The organism is Arthrobacter sp. H14 (genome assembly GCF_000520495.1).
In the GTDB taxonomy this organism is placed as follows: domain Bacteria; phylum Actinomycetota; class Actinomycetes; order Actinomycetales; family Micrococcaceae; genus Arthrobacter_C.
On record NZ_KI914650.1, the window covers coordinates 28,440 to 43,597 of the forward strand.

Annotated in this window: 13 protein-coding genes and 2 tRNA genes; 4 read left to right on the forward strand and 11 right to left on the reverse strand. The window is 62.2% G+C overall.

Annotated features, from left to right (window positions below; genetic code table 11):
* Positions 1-86: 86 nt before the first annotated feature.
* A complete protein-coding gene (locus tag Y707_RS0110520) occupies positions 87-1,235 on the reverse strand; it encodes a N(5)-(carboxyethyl)ornithine synthase (protein ID WP_026535061.1) in 1,149 nt (382 codons plus the stop codon).
* 116 nt (positions 1,236-1,351) lie between these two features.
* Here Y707_RS0110520 and glsA point away from each other — a divergent pair, with 116 nt between their 5' ends.
* Complete coding sequence (gene glsA / locus Y707_RS0110525; RefSeq protein ID WP_026535062.1) at positions 1,352-3,163, forward strand: glutaminase A; 1,812 nt, start codon at positions 1,352-1,354, stop codon at positions 3,161-3,163.
* Between the two features lie 15 nt (positions 3,164-3,178).
* Positions 3,179-4,333: a hypothetical protein gene (locus Y707_RS25065; RefSeq protein WP_035781221.1), complete on the forward strand. Its 1,155-nt coding sequence runs from the start codon at positions 3,179-3,181 to the stop codon at positions 4,331-4,333.
* Positions 4,334-4,428: 95 nt separating this feature from the next.
* Here Y707_RS25065 and Y707_RS25070 read toward each other — a convergent pair whose 3' ends face one another.
* From Y707_RS25070 to bcp, 7 genes are all read right to left on the reverse strand, one after another.
* On the reverse strand, positions 4,429-5,397 hold the full coding sequence (locus Y707_RS25070) for an HNH endonuclease signature motif containing protein (protein ID WP_051441868.1): 969 nt from the start codon (positions 5,395-5,397) through the stop codon (positions 4,429-4,431).
* A gap of 102 nt (positions 5,398-5,499) precedes the next feature.
* On the reverse strand, positions 5,500-5,943 hold the full coding sequence (locus Y707_RS28985; protein ID WP_051441869.1) for a hypothetical protein: 444 nt from the start codon (positions 5,941-5,943) through the stop codon (positions 5,500-5,502).
* Between the two features lie 187 nt (positions 5,944-6,130).
* Positions 6,131-6,679 (reverse strand): GNAT family N-acetyltransferase, encoded by a 549-nt coding sequence (locus Y707_RS25075; protein ID WP_081744780.1) that lies wholly within the window; start codon positions 6,677-6,679, stop codon positions 6,131-6,133.
* 31 nt (positions 6,680-6,710) lie between these two features.
* Positions 6,711-8,183: a malate:quinone oxidoreductase gene (locus Y707_RS0110545; protein ID WP_026535063.1), complete on the reverse strand. Its 1,473-nt coding sequence runs from the start codon at positions 8,181-8,183 to the stop codon at positions 6,711-6,713.
* A gap of 108 nt (positions 8,184-8,291) precedes the next feature.
* The gene (locus Y707_RS0110550; protein WP_253905131.1) at positions 8,292-9,986 is read right to left on the reverse strand and encodes an ABC transporter substrate-binding protein; all 1,695 of its coding nucleotides are present in this window, start codon (positions 9,984-9,986) and stop codon (positions 8,292-8,294) included.
* Positions 9,987-10,229: 243 nt separating this feature from the next.
* Positions 10,230-10,314: transfer RNA gene (locus tag Y707_RS0110555), tRNA-Leu, on the reverse strand.
* Between the two features lie 133 nt (positions 10,315-10,447).
* Positions 10,448-10,918 carry a thioredoxin-dependent thiol peroxidase gene (bcp, locus tag Y707_RS0110560; protein WP_026535065.1) on the reverse strand — a complete coding sequence of 157 codons (471 nt, stop codon included), beginning with the start codon at positions 10,916-10,918 and terminating at the stop codon, positions 10,448-10,450.
* A gap of 111 nt (positions 10,919-11,029) precedes the next feature.
* On the opposite strand from bcp, the gene Y707_RS33255 reads away from it, so the two are divergent.
* Positions 11,030-11,644 carry a MarR family winged helix-turn-helix transcriptional regulator gene (locus Y707_RS33255; RefSeq protein ID WP_081744783.1) on the forward strand — a complete coding sequence of 205 codons (615 nt, stop codon included), beginning with the start codon at positions 11,030-11,032 and terminating at the stop codon, positions 11,642-11,644.
* 298 nt (positions 11,645-11,942) lie between these two features.
* Here Y707_RS33255 and Y707_RS0110575 read toward each other — a convergent pair.
* The 3 genes from Y707_RS0110575 to Y707_RS0110585 all read right to left on the reverse strand — a co-directional run bounded on the left by Y707_RS0110575 (position 11,943) and on the right by Y707_RS0110585 (position 14,022).
* A tRNA-Lys gene (locus tag Y707_RS0110575) sits at positions 11,943-12,015 on the reverse strand.
* 113 nt (positions 12,016-12,128) lie between these two features.
* Positions 12,129-13,334: a PQQ-dependent sugar dehydrogenase gene (locus tag Y707_RS0110580; protein WP_081744784.1), complete on the reverse strand. Its 1,206-nt coding sequence runs from the start codon at positions 13,332-13,334 to the stop codon at positions 12,129-12,131.
* A complete protein-coding gene (locus tag Y707_RS0110585; protein WP_026535067.1) occupies positions 13,303-14,022 on the reverse strand; it encodes a hypothetical protein in 720 nt (239 codons plus the stop codon). The genes Y707_RS0110580 and Y707_RS0110585 overlap by 32 nt, the downstream gene beginning before the upstream one ends.
* A gap of 136 nt (positions 14,023-14,158) precedes the next feature.
* Here Y707_RS0110585 and Y707_RS0110590 point away from each other — a divergent pair, with 136 nt between their 5' ends.
* The gene (locus tag Y707_RS0110590; protein WP_026535068.1) at positions 14,159-15,112 is read left to right on the forward strand and encodes a 2-hydroxyacid dehydrogenase; all 954 of its coding nucleotides are present in this window, start codon (positions 14,159-14,161) and stop codon (positions 15,110-15,112) included.
* Positions 15,113-15,158: the final 46 nt, after the last annotated feature.

The following is a 15,158-nucleotide window of genomic DNA, read 5'->3' on the forward strand; positions in this document are numbered from 1 at the left end:
GGCCGGGTCCTGCCGCAGCCCGGCCACAGTGGCGCGGCGGGACATTCAGGTTCCACCACCGCGCACAACCTCCGCCCAGGTGTGGTCTATACGGGGTGCGGATACTCCGGCGAGCGCTTTTGGAACTCGAGGATCGCCGGATTAACGATGCCGCCGTCGCGGATTTCAATGGCACGGCTGATCACGTCGTCGTCGTCCCAGGACGCCGGTCCTTCCATCACCGTGCGCAGGAACGGCAGCACAGCTTCGCTCACTTCCCAGGTGGCTGAGTCCCAGAGGTGTGAGGGGCTGTGGTCGACGGCGTAGTAACGGATGTGGTCGCCAACCTCGAACATCGGGTCGGCGAACGACGTCGGACGCGCCCACTCGAAACCCATCCCTTCATCGCATGAAACGTCCACAATCAGGCTGCCCGGCGCGAAGGCGTCAAGGTCGTCGTTGCGCAGGTACATCCACGGAGCGTTCGGATCCTGCAGTGTGCAGTTGACGACGATGTCCGCCTCCGCCAAAAACGGCGCAAGCGGAACGCGGCCACGGTCGGTGATCACGTTGCTGTTATACGTGTCCGACTCATCGTGGTCGAATTGGACGATCCGCACCGAATGGATTGGCGAGCCGACGGCGGCGACATTGCGGTTGGTGAGCACCTGCACATCGTTGACGCCATGGGCGTTGAGGGCGGTGATGGCACCGCGGGCAGTTGCACCAAAACCGAGGACGACGGCGCTCAGCCGGCGGCCGTAGTCGCCGGTCTGGCCACACAGCTCGAGGGCGTGCAGCACAGATGAATAGCCGGCGAGCTCGTTGTTTTTGTGGAAGACGTGAAGCGCGAAACCGCCGCCTGAAGTCCAGTGATTCATGGCTTCGAAAGCGATCAGCGTCAGCCGCCGGTCGATGGCCAGCTGCGTGACCTCGCGGTCCTGAACACAGTGCGGCCAGCCCCACAAGATCTGTCCATCGGAGAACTCTGCAAGGTCAGCGGCCTGCGGCTTCGGCAACAGGACAATGTCGGACCCGGCCAGAACCTCCTCGCGGGAGCCGATCCGACCGACCAACGGCTCCAGCTGGGCGTCCGAGAGCCCGAAACGTTCACCGTAGCCGCGTTCAAGGATCATGCGGTCACGCAGGTCCTTATCGATGCGCTCGAAGTGCTTCGGATGGATTGGCAGACGCCGCTCGTCCCGTTTCCGCGATGTCGACATCACGCCAAGGCTCATCAGATCAGTACTGGTCATCGTTGCTCCCTTATATGGCCGCATGGACCCACAGCTCCTGACGATACGGCATCGAGTCGAACCGCCGCCCGCGTCTCTTTCGGCCATGGAGTTCGATTCCACATAGTGTTGCATCCATGGAATCGCCCATCCAGACCTATTTGCAGAGGATCCACGACGAGATTGTCCAACTCCGGGATGGGAAGCCGGCCAGCACCATTCCCGCCCTGGCCAAGGTCGATCCGGACAATTTCGGTATCTGCCTGGCCACCGTCGACGGTTATGTTTACGAGGTCGGCGAGACGGACGAGGAATTCACCATCCAGTCGATCTCCAAGCCGTTCACGTATGGATTGGCGCTGGCCGACCGAGGCATGGAAACCGTGGATGAGAAGATCGACGTCGAACCTTCCGGCGAATCCTTCAATGAGATTTCCCTGGCCAAAGGCACCGGCCGGCCGCAAAACGCGATGATCAACGCCGGCGCGCTGACTGCCACTTCGCTCGTGAAGAGTGCCGGCAGCAGCAACAGGTTCAAGCGAATCCTCAACAATTACTCGGCCTTCGCCGGCCGGCCGCTCAGCGTCAGCGAGAGAATCTACAAGTCCGAACTCGCCCACGGACACCGCAACCACGCCCTGGCCTACCTGCTGCGCTCGTTCGACATCATCGAGAGCGACCCGGAACCGGTCCTGGAGGACTACGTCCGGCAGTGTTCCGTGCTGGTGAACTGCCGCGACCTGTCGATCATGGCCGCCTCGCTGGCCAACGGCGGCGAAAATCCGCTGACCGGCCAACAGGTCCTCGACATCAGCGAAGTTGAACGGGTGCTCTCGGTAATGATCACCTGCGGAATGTACGACGACGCCGGCGCCTGGGTCAGTGCCGTCGGCATGCCGGCCAAGAGCGGAGTCGGCGGCGGCACCATCGCGGTCCTGCCCGGCCAACTGGGCCTGGCCGTCTACTCCCCGCCGTTGGACGAACACGGTTCGAGCGTGCGCGGCATCGCCACCTGCCAGCGGATCTCCCGCGACATGGAGCTGCACTTCGTCCGTGCCGGGCGGACCGGCCGCTCGGCCATCCGCTCCACCTATGACATCACCCGTTCCCCCTCGGGCATCCGCCGCGGCGAGGAGGTGGCGCAGGTCCTCGAGGAACACGGCCACCGCGCCACCGTGATCGAGCTCAACGGCGACCTGCTCTTCGCCGGCGCCGAGTCCATGGTGCGCGAAATCAGCGCCCTGCCAGACGACGTCGAACACGTCATCCTGGACCTGCGCCGGGTGGACGAAGTGGCCGATGTATCGCTGCGGATGCTTGCGGATGTGCGGCAGAAACTGACCGACGCCGGCCGTGAACTGGTGCTGATCGACGGCGAAGGAACGCTGGCGGAAACTTTTGAGGATGTGGACCGCGAGGTTCCGACATTTCAAACCCGCAGTGCCGCCGTCGAATGGTCGGAGAATCAGCTGATCGCGCGGTATGGGCTGGAGTTGGAGTTCCCCGGAGTCGTCAGGGTCGCCGACAGTCCCGTGCTGAGCCCGCTCGAGCGTGAGGATGCAGAGACGCTCGAGGCGCTGATGGAACCCAAGGATTACGACGACGGCGAGGTCATCCGCCGCGTCGGGCAGCGGTTCGGTGGGGTATTCTTCATCGTTTCCGGCAAGACGACCAGCACCGTGCCGGGGCCTGAAGGACGGGTGAAACTGACGACGCTCACTGCGGGCATGACCTTCGGCGAACTCGCGCTCGGCAGCGACGACCGGCAGGAGACCACCGTCAAGGCAGTCGGGCCTGTGCAGCTGATGGTGCTCACTTCGGACGCCATGCAGGAACTTGAGAAGGAAAATCCGCCGCTGGCACTCGAACTGTGGAAGGCCCTGACCCGGGACGCCTATTCCCGCGTCGATCAGTACCTCCGCGAAACCGCCGTCCGCATCCGCGACTGACTTGTAGGGGACGTTATGGATCTGGCAACCGCCGCCGTCGAACTTTATGCTCTGCTGCCCGGAGAGTTCACGGCGGCGCGCAACAAACAGGCCAAGGAGCTCGGCCGGTCCGGCGATAAGGAGTTGGCCAAGCAGGTCCGTCAATTGCCCAAACCCTCGACGTCGGCATGGCTGGTGAACATGCTGGTTGCGCGACGGCGGGAGGAGATCGACGAGGTCCTCGAACTGGGAGCGTCGCTGCGGCAGGCGCAGGAGGACCTTGACCAGAAACAGTTGAAGGAGCTGAGTGATCAACGGCACCGCCTCCTGGCATCGGTGGTGAAGGACGGGCGTGAAGTTGCCGATGAGTTGGGGCAAAAGGTCAGCGAGTCGGTTGCCACCGAGGTCGAGCAGACGTTACGGGCCGCAATGGCAGACACCGATGCAGCCGACGCCGTGGCGAGTGGCCAGCTGACGCGGTCCTTGTCCTCGACCGGGTGGGAACCGGTGGATCTGTCCGGCGCAGTCGCCGTTCCGGAAGCCGTGGGGAAGACCGCCGTGGCGCCTAAACCGTCCAAGAGGATGGGAGCGGCCAAGGGTAGGGCCAAGGAAAAAGACACTGCCGATTCATCTGCCGATGCTGAGCCGGAGGCGAAGCAGAAGGCGGAATCTGAACCGGAGACGAACCAGGACACACAACCGGCCCAAGACGATGGACAGCTTAAGCAGTCCACCCGAAAGACCGGCAAGACCAAAAAGACCGGAGCTGGCTCTGGGGAAGCGGAGCAAGATAAGTCGTCAGCAGACAAGGCAAAGAAGGCTGAGCGCGATTCCGCGAAGTCAAAACAGGATGAGCGGGAAGCCGAGAAGGCTGCGGAGGCCAAGGAGCAAGAGCGGCGCAAAGAGCAGGCACGGGCGGAGCTCGACGAGGCCGAGCTTCGGGTGGAAGAGGCTGAGTCCGAGCAGCAGGAAAATGAGAAGCGGTACGAAGAGGCGGTGTCCCGGCAAGAGCAGCTGGAAGGGGAAATCGCAGAGCTGAAGAAGCAGCTGCGGAAACTTGAACGGGACAGCAAGGATGCCGACCGGGAAATCGGATCTTTGGAAGACGAGAAGGACGATGCCGTCCGCACCGCCAAAGATGCACGCCGCGAGGCCGGCCGTGCCCGCCGTCGCCTCAACGACGTGCAGTAACTACTGTTCCGCGAGAACTGGGAGAGTCGGCCTGAGAACGTCATGGAACATGCTGGCCCAGAGCGTATCGGCCGGTCAGTCGCAAAGACACAGCTCTATCCTGTGGCGGGTAGTGGGAGGCGTGTTTGGTGGTGGCCGTGCGTGTGGGGTCGCCGGTCGAAGTAGTGATTGCGCAAGGGTTTTTGGTATGGGTCGACGTACTGGGGCGGGATGAACCAGGGGGCCCCGTTTTCGACGTGGATCCGCCATTTTTCCTTATGAACCAAGTGATGATGAAACGAACAGAGCATGGCACCGTTATCTGTGCTGGTGGCACCGTTCTTCGACCAATAGTCGATGTGGTGGGCTTCGCACCAGGCGGCGGGCATGTAGCAGCCGGGAAACGCGCACCCGCCATCGCGGGCGATGAGTGCTTTACGCAGGTGCGGCGGGAAGAGGCGTTGGCCGGGTCCGGCGTCCAGGATCCGGCCCTCGGTGCTGAGGATGACGGGCATGATCTCCGCATCACAGGCAAGTTTGCGGATGTTCTGCGCGGTGACGGGGCCGGTGAACGTGTAGGAGCCGGTGCCGGCGTCTGTGGTGTGGTCGAGGTCGTTGATCAGGTCCTGGTAGTCGATCACGGCCATCACCTGCGGCCGGTGCCCACCCGTGGCCGGCATGCCGCCGGCGGCGAGGGCTGCTTTGCAGGCGGCGATGAGACCGTCGAGCAGTTTTTGCGGCCGCGTCCGCGGGTCAGGCACACCACCATCCGCAGCGGCTCCGCCGTCCTGCCCGGAACTGCCGCTGTCGGGGTTGGGGTCGTCGGTGCCGCAGCCTCGGGCACGCGGATTCGCCGCCGTGTTGACGGTGGTGATCAGGTGTTCGTACTGGTCGTCGGTGGCGAAGATCTCCAAATGATGCAGCCCTGCCCGTTTGGCGCGGGTGAAGATGCCCTGCCGGTGCCGCAGTACTTCCGCGGAGGGTTCGGCGCCGTCCTGGTCGATGTGATTCATCCACCGGGACGCGGCGATGTTCACGAAATCCGGATCGTGTTCCGCGGCGGTCGCCGTCAACGACTCCTCCATCCGCGCCAACGTGGCAGGATCCGGCGGTCGCCGTCAACGACTCCTCCATCCGCGCCAACGTGGCAGGATCCGCCAACGGCTTTGCCTTCCGCAACACCATCGTCACAACCGTCGCGGCCTTAGCCGAGACATCGCGCCCGTCATCCCGGTGCTCGGCAGCAAGGTGGCGGCGAGGCGGACCCGTTTGGACGCTTCGCCGCGGCCGATCCGCAGGGCAGCGCGGAGGTAGTCGGCGGTGTGCCGGTATTCCTGCTGGACCTGCCCGTCCGCACTCACCCACGAGGTGGTTTTACCTTCGGATTCGGCGTCGGAGCGGGCCTGTTCGAGCCGGCCGGCCGCGACGACCTGTAAATGCTCCACCGTGCGCGAGAGTTCCTCCACCCGGTGCGCGAACAACGCCGCCTCGCCAGCGTCCACCACACCAGCTGTGCCTGCAGCCGCCTGGTGCGAGAGCACCCGCAACTCATCCGCCATCGCCTCCAACACAGCAGAACCTGAACCGACGGCGGTGCCGGGACCGGTGCTGAAACCTGCTGCGTTGTCCATGTCACCAACGCTACGACCTGGCACCGACAGTTTTCGAATGTCTGAACGGGTAAGCATTACGAAACGATAACGAACTACTAGCCGTGTCGGCACGCGTTACCTTGTCGATGGTGAAGGAGCGCTACACCAAACCCGGCGGACGACCGGGACGGCCACCCGCCGTCGAAAGCCACCGCAGCAAGCGGTTCTACAAGAGTCGTGCCCGCATCAGCACCCCTGCTCCACCAATGAACGAGGTGGTGTGGAACCTTGATGCGCGGGCTACCTCTACGAAGTTCCATTTGCTGTGCAACGCAATGGAGGTGAGGTTCCTGGCGTTTACGACGTACCAAGCATCAGCGCTTCGTTGCCAGATCCATTCCAACCGGACTTCGGTCAGTGCGGTGCCGATCCCGCTTCGCCGCCATGCCGGCAGAACCGTCACTCCGCCAAGATAGTGGCCAGCGGGTGCGGGATCATCCGCATAGTCCCAGTAATAGGTCTTTCCCCATCCGACGAGGGAGCCGCCAGACTCAGCAACGACGATATGTCGGTCCGGATCGGTCACCGCCGATTCAAGAGCAGAAGGATTTCCCTGGCCGCGTCCACTGAGTCCGTCGACTGAAATGATCGCCGGGACGTCCTCGGGGAGGGCTGCCCGTACCGCGACATCGAGCAAGGAGCCGCGGCTTCCGTCCCCTTCTTCGAAATCCGCGAAACCGTTGCCACTGAGCGATAGTTTCGCCAATCGGAACATGGAAGTCCTTCAGGATAACTTGAGCTGAGGGCTAGAGCTGAAGGACCTTGGCGGTTTCGGACATGATTTCGCGGGCCAACTGCGGATTCTCGTTCAGCTTCACGCCGTAGCCGGGGATCATTTCCTTGAGTTTGGGTTGCCAGGACGCAGCCTGCTGCGGGAAGCAACGTTCCAACATCTCGAACATGATCGGCGCTGCGGTGGAAGCTCCGGGGGAGGCGCCGAGCAGGGCGCCAATGGAACCATCCGAGGAGGTGATCATCTCCGTGCCGAACTGCAGAATGCCGCCCTTCTTGGGATGCTTCTTGATCACCTGGACGCGCTGGCCGGCGGTGATCAACTCCCAGGCATCGCCGTTGGCCTGTGGGTAGTACTCCTTCACGCCTTCGTCCTTGGACTCACGGCTCTTGAGCACCTCTGTGACCAGGTACTTGGTCAGGTCCATGTTGTCCTTGCCGACCGCGAGCATCGGAATCAGGTTGCTGGGCCGCAATGACAACGGAAGATCGAGCAGCGAACCGCGCTTGAGGAACTTGGTGGAAAACCCGGCGTACGGGCCGAAGAGCAGGGACCGCTTGCCATTGACGAACCGGGTGTCCAAGTGTGGAACGGACATCGGCGGCGCGCCGACGGAAGCCTGGCCGTAGACCTTCGCATTGTGCTGGTTGACGATCTCCTCATTGCCGCAACGCAGGAACTGCCCGCCGACAGGGAAGCCGCCGAAACCTTTACCCTCGGGAATGCCGGTCTGCTGCAGCAGGTGCAAGGCACCGCCGCCGGCGCCGATGAAGACGAAACGCGCACGAACGGTGGTTTCCTCGTCGGTTGCCCGGTCCTTGACCGAGACTTCCCAGCGGCCATCCGTGCCGCGGGCGACGTCGGTGACGTCCGTGCCGAAGTTGAGGTCGACGTCGTTATGCTCCATGAAGCCGGTCAGCTCACGGGTGAGGGAGCCGAAATCGATGTCGGTGCCGCCTTCCACCCGGGATGCGGCGACACGCTGCTGCGGATCACGGCCGCCCATCACCAGCGGGGTCCATTCGGCCAGCTTGGCGTGGTCTTCCGAGTGCTCCATCGTCTCGAACAGCGGCTGCGGCTTCAGCGCCTCATACCGGCGGCGCAGGTATTCGGCCGGACCATCGCCCCAGACGAAGCTCATGTGCGGAATCGGGTTGATGAATTTGCGGGGGGCGCCGATATGACCGCCTGCGACCATATGCGACCAGAACTGGCGGGAGACCTGGAACTGCTCGTTGATCTTGATCGCTTTAGCGGGGTCGACCGAACCGTCGGCTGACGCAGGGCTGTAGTTCAACTCGCAGAGGGCGGAGTGACCGGTACCGGCGTTGTTCCAAGGGTCCGAGCTTTCCATCCCCGCCCGGTCCAGGCGCTCGTATAACGAGATATCCCAGCCCGGTTCGAGTTGCCGGATGATGGAGCCCAATGTGGCGCTCATGATGCCGCCGCCAATAAGAACGACGTCGGCAGTTTTGGTGTGTTTCACAGCATGGGTCCTGGCAGTCAAATTCTTCTCCAATGGCACGGCGCTAGCCTAATGAGCGTACCGCGCAGGCGGCCCGATCCATAAATTCGCCGCCGCCCTCAACGCTGGCTAGTCGACCAGAACGATGTCGTTAAAGACTTCGTCCAGAACCGGGCTGACCGGGTAGCTTTCCACCCGCGGCGACAGGGCGAGGGCGGAAATGGGGTACGCGAGCGGAACGGCCGGTATCCCGTCGGTGATTGCTTCCTGGATGTCCTTGTAGGCCTCCACACGCTCTTCGCCGATGGGCAGTTTGCGCGCCCGGTCGATCATGCTGAACAACTGGGGATTGGAAAAACCGAACTCATCCGTCCCGGCCCGGAACAGCGGGCTGACGAAATTGTCCGGGTCGCGGTAGCTTCCGCTCCAGCCGAGGAGGTGGAGTCCGTGCGGTCCGTCCGACTGAACCTTTTGCAAGTAGCCGTCCGACCACTCAACGGGGACGGGTTTCAGGTTGAACCCTGCTGCGGTGAGCTGGCGGCTGAGCTTGGCATAGACCTTTTCCGGGCTGGGCAAATAGGCGCGGGTGACGTTCAGCGGGTAGTAGAACGGGATTTCCCCGCCGTCGTAGCTGGACTCTTTCAGAAGCGCCCTGGCCTCCTGCACGTCGTATTCATACGCGGGCGCTTCCGCCACCTGGATGTCGAAAATCTGCGGCAGGAAGCTGTAGGCCGTTTCGGTGCCATCGATAAACAAGTCCTCAACGATCGCCTGCTTGTCCACCGCATGGGCCATGGCTTCGCGGACCAGCGGGTCATCGAGTGGTTCGTAATCCTGGTTGATGCCCATGTACAAAACGGAGAATGGATCCCGCAGCAGCACCTTCATGCCGGCTCTGGTCAGCGGCTCAAAATTTTCGACGGTGACCAGATCGTAGCCGTCGACGCGCCCGTCCTTGAGGGCTTCAAGCCGCAGCGCCGGGTCGGAGATCGTCGTGAAGATAACCTTCCGGACCTGGCCGCGGTCGCCCCAGTAGTCCGGATATGACTTAAGCACGACGTCGTCGCCCTCCCAGGATTCGAGGGTGAACGGCCCGGTGCCAACCGGGTGCAACGCGTACTTGGAAAGTTTCCGGGCCCCGCGTTTTTCGCTCAGAACGTCTGCCTCCTTGGCTTTGAGCGCAGTGGGGGAGGAGATACCGAACGCGGGCATGCTGAGGGCGCGGATGAGGCCGGTATAACGCTCGTCCAGTTCAAGGGTGACCTGCAGAGGACCCTCCACGACGCAGTCTTGATAGATCGACAGTTCGGGCGCGTCGGCGAAACCCTTGAAGACCGTTTGGAACTGCAGTCCGGCCCGTTCGTCCCGCAGCCGTTCCGGAAGCGTGAACCAGCGCTCAAAATTGGTGCAAACCGCCTCAGCATTGAATTCGGTGCTGTCGTGGAATGTGATGCCTTCGCGCAGTTCGAATGTATAGGAAAGCCCGTCGTCGTCTTTGCTCCACCTGGTGGCCAGGTTCGGGATGGGTCCACCGGTAACGGGATCCACTCCGACGAGAGTTTCGAGGATCTGCCGGGTGACCCGGTATGACTCCGCATCGACCTCCAACGCGGGATCCAGTCCAGCGGGCCTGGCCGCCGTGGCAAACGTAAAGGTGGTGTCGATTTCCGGCGCTGAACTGCCGGGTCCGGTGATGGTGGCGGCAGTTCCCCTGCTTCCGCCGGGGGTCGGCGGATCGACCGGAGGTGTGCAGGCGGCGAGGGACAAAGCTGTGCCGACGGCGGCAATCTTCAGCAGTGCGCGTTGCCACACCGTTCGTCGCACTGTGTCATCACCTCGTCTACCGCACCCAAATCCTCGACTCTTTAGTGTAAAGGACGCCTGGTTCGATGACGTGGAGGAGCGGACGCCCCGGCCCCCTGCCTGAAACGTCCGCCCCATTTGTCCCTGATCAATAAGAGGAGTCGATTCAGGGAATCTCACTACATACCCGCCACAGATATGTAGTAGAGGTAGTTCGGAGCATTGGCTCAACCGGATGGGTTGGACAGGAAAAGTTTTCTGGGTTGGTGCGCGAGGCGGGACTTGAACCCGCACGTCCGAAGACACCAGAACCTAAATCTGGCGTGTATACCAATTTCACCACTCGCGCATCGGCAATAGCCGGACGATTTTCGTCGCGGCTTGATGCCGGATCCCAGTCTACCTGCTCAGACAGAGCAGCCGGGATCAGGAATTGGCCCACCGGAGCACAGATAAATTACCGGTTCCGGGCTGATGGCTGATCAGTCCAGTTTGAGGTCCCGCCGCAGTTTTTCGACGTGTCCCTTGGCCTTCACGTTGTACTGCGCCAGCGCAACCTTGCCATCGCCGTCGACCACTACGGTTGAGCGAATCAGGCCCTCATAGACCTTTCCATAGTTCTTCTTCTCGCCCCAGGCTCCCCACGTCTCAGCGACCGAATGGTCTTCGTCCGATAGGAGCGGGAAATTCAAGGACTGTTCCTCGACGAATTTGGCGATCTTTTTCTCCGGATCCGGGGATATGCCGAGCACGGTATATCCGGCGGATTTCAACGAATTCAGGTTGTCGCGGAAGTCGCAAGCCTCGGTGGTGCAGCCCGGTGTGGAGGCCGCGGGGTAGAAATAAACGACGACGTTGCTGCCGCGGAAATCCGCCAGGGATACGGCTTGACCGGTCGAATCGTTGAGTGTGAATTCGGGTGCTGCATCGCCTGTAGAAAGTCGGTCGCTCATAGTTCTCCCTGCGGTCGGATTCGGCTGTGCCAGGAACTCTATCCAAATAAATATAAGGTTACTTAGCAGTTTTGGACGATTTAGGCCCTTTTGCGAGTTATAGTGGCAAGTATGCCAGATATGGAATTGTGGCCTACAGGCCGCCTTCTCTCGACCGCAGCGCGTCTCGTTGAGCATGCGTGGAACGAGCAGCTGGCAAGCATCGGGGTCACCCACGCTGGGGTAATTGCTCTGGAAGTGCTTGCCGGCCACGGCACGATGACGCAGGCTCAGCTGGCCCAAATCGTGCACGTGCAGGCTCAGACCATGGGCAAAACTTTATCGCGCCTTGAAACCTACGGGCACATTGAACGTGTGCGCAGCAGCCAGGACAGACGCAGCCACCAGGTGTCGATCACTGATCATGGGCGATCGGTGCTCGGTTCGGCACAGCAGCTTGAAAAGTCACTCGTGCCCGGTGGACAGCTCTCCTCGGACGATCTGAGGGGCAAGTTGCAGGCCGTTATCAAATCCTTGGCCGACTCCCGTTGGGACCTCAAATCGGACAAAGGAGTCGAAGAGGCCGTCAAGCATGCCGCTCCGGTGGCCGGGACTCCTCCCGAGTTGGAGGAAAGCGCCAAGAAGAAACTTGCGGAGGAACTTCCGGCGGCTTCTCCAGAGGAGAACGACGGCGAACTTGGTGTTCTTAAGCAAAAGAACGGCACCACCGGCCACGACGAGCGCTAAGCCACTCACCCGCCGCCATGGACAATGTTGTCTGGAGGGTCGAATGCGCGAACCGAAGTTGGTCGATACGAGGGACACCCGCTGGCAGGAGTACTATCCGTCCTACCGGGTTGAGGTGTGGCATTATCCGGCTGCGCGGCAGTGACCCATCCGCTCCTGAGTCGCCGCCCCGGGGCTGAGGCACATTGCCGCTGACCCGGTTTTTCAACGCCTGCATTTGTGCTGATCCCCGGCTGTGGAGAAAAAAGAAAGACCGCCCAACCGGGCATAATGCCTGATCAGACGGTCTTTTCAGTTGTGCGCCCCCCGGGACTCGAACCCGGAACCCATTGATTAAGAGTCAATTGCTCTGCCAATTGAGCTAGAGGCGCATCTCGTCCCGCAATCCAATTTCCGGCGTGAGCCAGGCTGATGAATTGCGGCAACGACAAGTAACACTAGCAGGAACTTTCCCCGGGAGGGAAATCGGTTTGGGCGGGTGTGATCAACGTCCCTCGACACCTAAAATACGCTGATTTTCCGCCCCGTCGGTGGCGACCCACAATGCGCCTTCCGGTCCGGTGATGACATCCCGGAGCCGTCCGTATTCGTCCCGGAAATGGCTGATCGGGTTCCCTGCGGCGCCGTCGTTGAGTGGAACTTCCCACAGCCGCTGTCCGCGCAGTCCGCCAATGTAGGCAACGTCGTCGACTATGGTCATCCCGCTGGGCGATGATGTGGCTGTTGAAGGCCAAACGACCTGCGCGTCGACGAATCCTTCCGCGCCGGGTGCTCCGGTGACGTCCGGCCAGCCGTAGTTGTTTCCGGGTTCAACCAGGTTCAGTTCGTCGTCGACGTCGGGGCCGAACTCACTGGCCCACAGCCGCCCGGCGGAATCCCACGCGAGTCCCTGCACATTGCGGTGTCCGAGACTGTAGACGGGATTGTCTCCGAGCGGATTTCCTTCCGCAGGTTCGCCGTCGGGGGAGAGCCGCAGGATTTTACCGGCCAGCGAATCCTCGTCCTGTGCCTCGTCCTGCAGGGTGGCATCACCGGTTCCGGCATACAGCATTCCGTCCGGGCCAAACTTGATCCGGCCGCCGTTATGGATGAACGACTTCGGGATGCCGTCCAGCAAGACTTCCTGCTCACCGAGACTGCCGCCGTCTGCGCCCGAACCGTTGTACTTCATCCGGACGATCCGGTTGTCGGTGGCGCTGGTGTAATACGCGTAGAGGTAGCGGTCCTGCTCGAAGGTCGGGGCGACGGCGATGCCGAGCAAGCCGCCTTCGCCCCCTGGCTGAACATTGGCCACCGTTCCGACCATGCTGACTTCGCCGTCGTTAATGAGCTTAATGGCGGCGGTATCGCGCTCGGAGAGCAACACTGTGCCATCGGGCAGGAGTGCCATCGACCACGGCGAGCTGAGTCCCTCGACTACTGTGCCCGTGACTGTCAGCTGACCGGCCAGGGCAGCGCCGCCGGGATCGGTTGCCGGCGGCGCGTTTTCAGATGATCCGGGAGTGGAAGGAACCTGTCCGCCGCCGCTGCCGTTCGAGGACCCCGAACCGGTTCCGGGTGCGTTGGGCGCAATTGGATCCGGCGAACTGCAACCGGAGAGCACGACGACGGCGATGGCCGCGGTGGCGGCCCAGCCCCGCCGTCGTGCAGGCAAGGGATTAGGGCGTTCCCTTGTCCCGGTCAACGTCATTTTGGTGCTCCTCCGCGTCCTGCCTGGCCTCTCGACGGGTAGTGGGAGTGGGGTCCTCTACTACCGCATCATCGCCTTCGCCGAGATTATGCGATCCGAGACTGTGGTGTCCCCCCTCGGTGTCTGGTCCGCCGATGTTGCTCGAACCCAAGCTGTCGTAATCGGGATCGCCTGGCTGGTCTTCACCGATATTGGCTGCGCCCAGGCTGTCATCATCCCCTTCACCCGGGCGGTCTTCGCCGAGGTTGTGGCGGCCCATCGCATTGTGGTCATCCTCCTGCCCGGCAGGGGGAACAGCACCACGTCCGGTGGCGGTATCGTCGACGGTCCCGTCAGCAGCCGTGGTGTGCTGTGCGCCGCGGTCCGGCGCAGTCGGGCGGTCGACGGGATCGGACGAACCGCTCTGCCAGCGCTCGTCATTGGCCGTGGCGGCATTGGTATCCCGCTCTGCTCCGGCTGCCGTAACGGAACCAGCGGCGCCGGCTCCGGCTGTGCCGGCTGCAGGAGTGTTGCTCACCGGTGGTCCGGCTTCGACTATCGGTTCGTTCGCACCGGAACCTGGCTGGTTTCCGGGATGGCGCTGTTCGGGTGTGCTGCCGCCGGAAGTCGGGCCCGAATTCTTCCGCAGCATCCATATAACAATCGCCACCACCGCAATGATCACGAGAATCCAGATAATCCACTCCATGACAAAAGCCCTTCTGTTGGGTCCGGCATAATTGCCTTAACCCTGAACCTACGACCCAGCACGGTTCATGTCCAGACCTTCGGTGCTCGAGACGGCGGATTCAGCGGTTCCTGCCGCCGTGGTTAAAGTAGCTGTTATGGCACTGAGCGAACAGATCATCAAGACCGTTACATTTCCCGACCGGGAATTGCTGGAAGCGGTTCAGCCGCTGCCCGAAGGAATGCGCGCCGCTGTTTGGGATTTGGAGAATAAGCCCGAAGATGTGGCACTGGACGAAATCGACGCCGTCGTACTTCCATATATGGGCGCAAAACATTTGGACGCCCTCGCCACTGCACCAAAGCTGAAATTGGTGCACACACAGACGACCGGTTACGACGGCGTTCCGCAGGCTGTCGGCGAGGAAGTCGCGGTGGCCAGTGCCGCTGGAGTGCATGCGGCGTCGACGGCGGAGCTGGCCGTTGCTCTAATACTCGCCTCGTTGCGAGGTATAGATACCGCCGTCAAGGACCAGGCCCAATCGCGTTGGAACCCGCAGCGTTGGCTTTCACTCGCGGACCGGAAGGTATTGCTGGTCGGCGTGGGCGGCATCGGCCGGGAGATCGCGAAGCGGCTGGAGCCGTTCGAGGTGGAACTGACGCGGGTGGGCAGCACGGCAAGGGACGACGACGGCGGCCACGTCCATGGCGTGGACGAACTGGTGGAGCTGGCCGGGAAAACCGAAGTGCTGGTCGTCATTACGCCGCTGTCGAAAGCAACGCACCAATTGATCAACGAAGAGGTGCTGGCTGCCATGCCGGACGGCGCGCTCGTTGTAAATGTGGCCCGCGGGGCAGTGGTGGATTCGGATGCGCTGACCGCTGAGGTGGTGTCCGGCAGGTTGCGGGCGGCCCTTGACGTTTTCGATCCGGAACCGATCCCGGAGGACCACCCCTTGTGGAAGGCCGAAGGCGCCCTGATTACTCCGCACAACGGAGGCAATACGTCGGCGTTCTCGCCACGGATCGTGAAATTGCTGAAATCGCAGTTCGGGAAACTGGCCGATGGGCAGAGTCCTGAGAATCTAGTGCGTCCGGGCCCGTTTGCCTGACGCAGAATCGCTGCGGATTCTGAAGCGGGGCGGGATGGTTGTGGAA

What these genes read in the sequence shown, in the direction of transcription:
- Y707_RS0110580 (WP_081744784.1), bottom strand. Translation starts at nt 13,334, where the DNA reads ATGACGTTGACCGGGACAAGGGAACGCCCTAATCCCTTGCCTGCACGA.
- glsA (WP_026535062.1), top strand. Translation starts at nt 1,352, where the DNA reads ATGGAATCGCCCATCCAGACCTATTTGCAGAGGATCCACGACGAGATT.
- bcp (WP_026535065.1), bottom strand. Translation starts at nt 10,918, where the DNA reads ATGAGCGACCGACTTTCTACAGGCGATGCAGCACCCGAATTCACACTC.
- Y707_RS0110590 (WP_026535068.1), top strand. Translation starts at nt 14,159, where the DNA reads ATGGCACTGAGCGAACAGATCATCAAGACCGTTACATTTCCCGACCGG.
- Y707_RS33255 (WP_081744783.1), top strand. Translation starts at nt 11,030, where the DNA reads ATGCCAGATATGGAATTGTGGCCTACAGGCCGCCTTCTCTCGACCGCA.
- Y707_RS25070 (WP_051441868.1), bottom strand. Translation starts at nt 5,397, where the DNA reads ATGGAGGAGTCGTTGACGGCGACCGCCGCGGAACACGATCCGGATTTC.
- Y707_RS0110520 (WP_026535061.1), bottom strand. Translation starts at nt 1,235, where the DNA reads ATGACCAGTACTGATCTGATGAGCCTTGGCGTGATGTCGACATCGCGG.
- Y707_RS0110585 (WP_026535067.1), bottom strand. Translation starts at nt 14,022, where the DNA reads ATGGAGTGGATTATCTGGATTCTCGTGATCATTGCGGTGGTGGCGATT.
- Y707_RS25065 (WP_035781221.1), top strand. Translation starts at nt 3,179, where the DNA reads ATGGATCTGGCAACCGCCGCCGTCGAACTTTATGCTCTGCTGCCCGGA.
- Y707_RS25075 (WP_081744780.1), bottom strand. Translation starts at nt 6,679, where the DNA reads ATGTTCCGATTGGCGAAACTATCGCTCAGTGGCAACGGTTTCGCGGAT.
- Y707_RS28985 (WP_051441869.1), bottom strand. Translation starts at nt 5,943, where the DNA reads ATGGACAACGCAGCAGGTTTCAGCACCGGTCCCGGCACCGCCGTCGGT.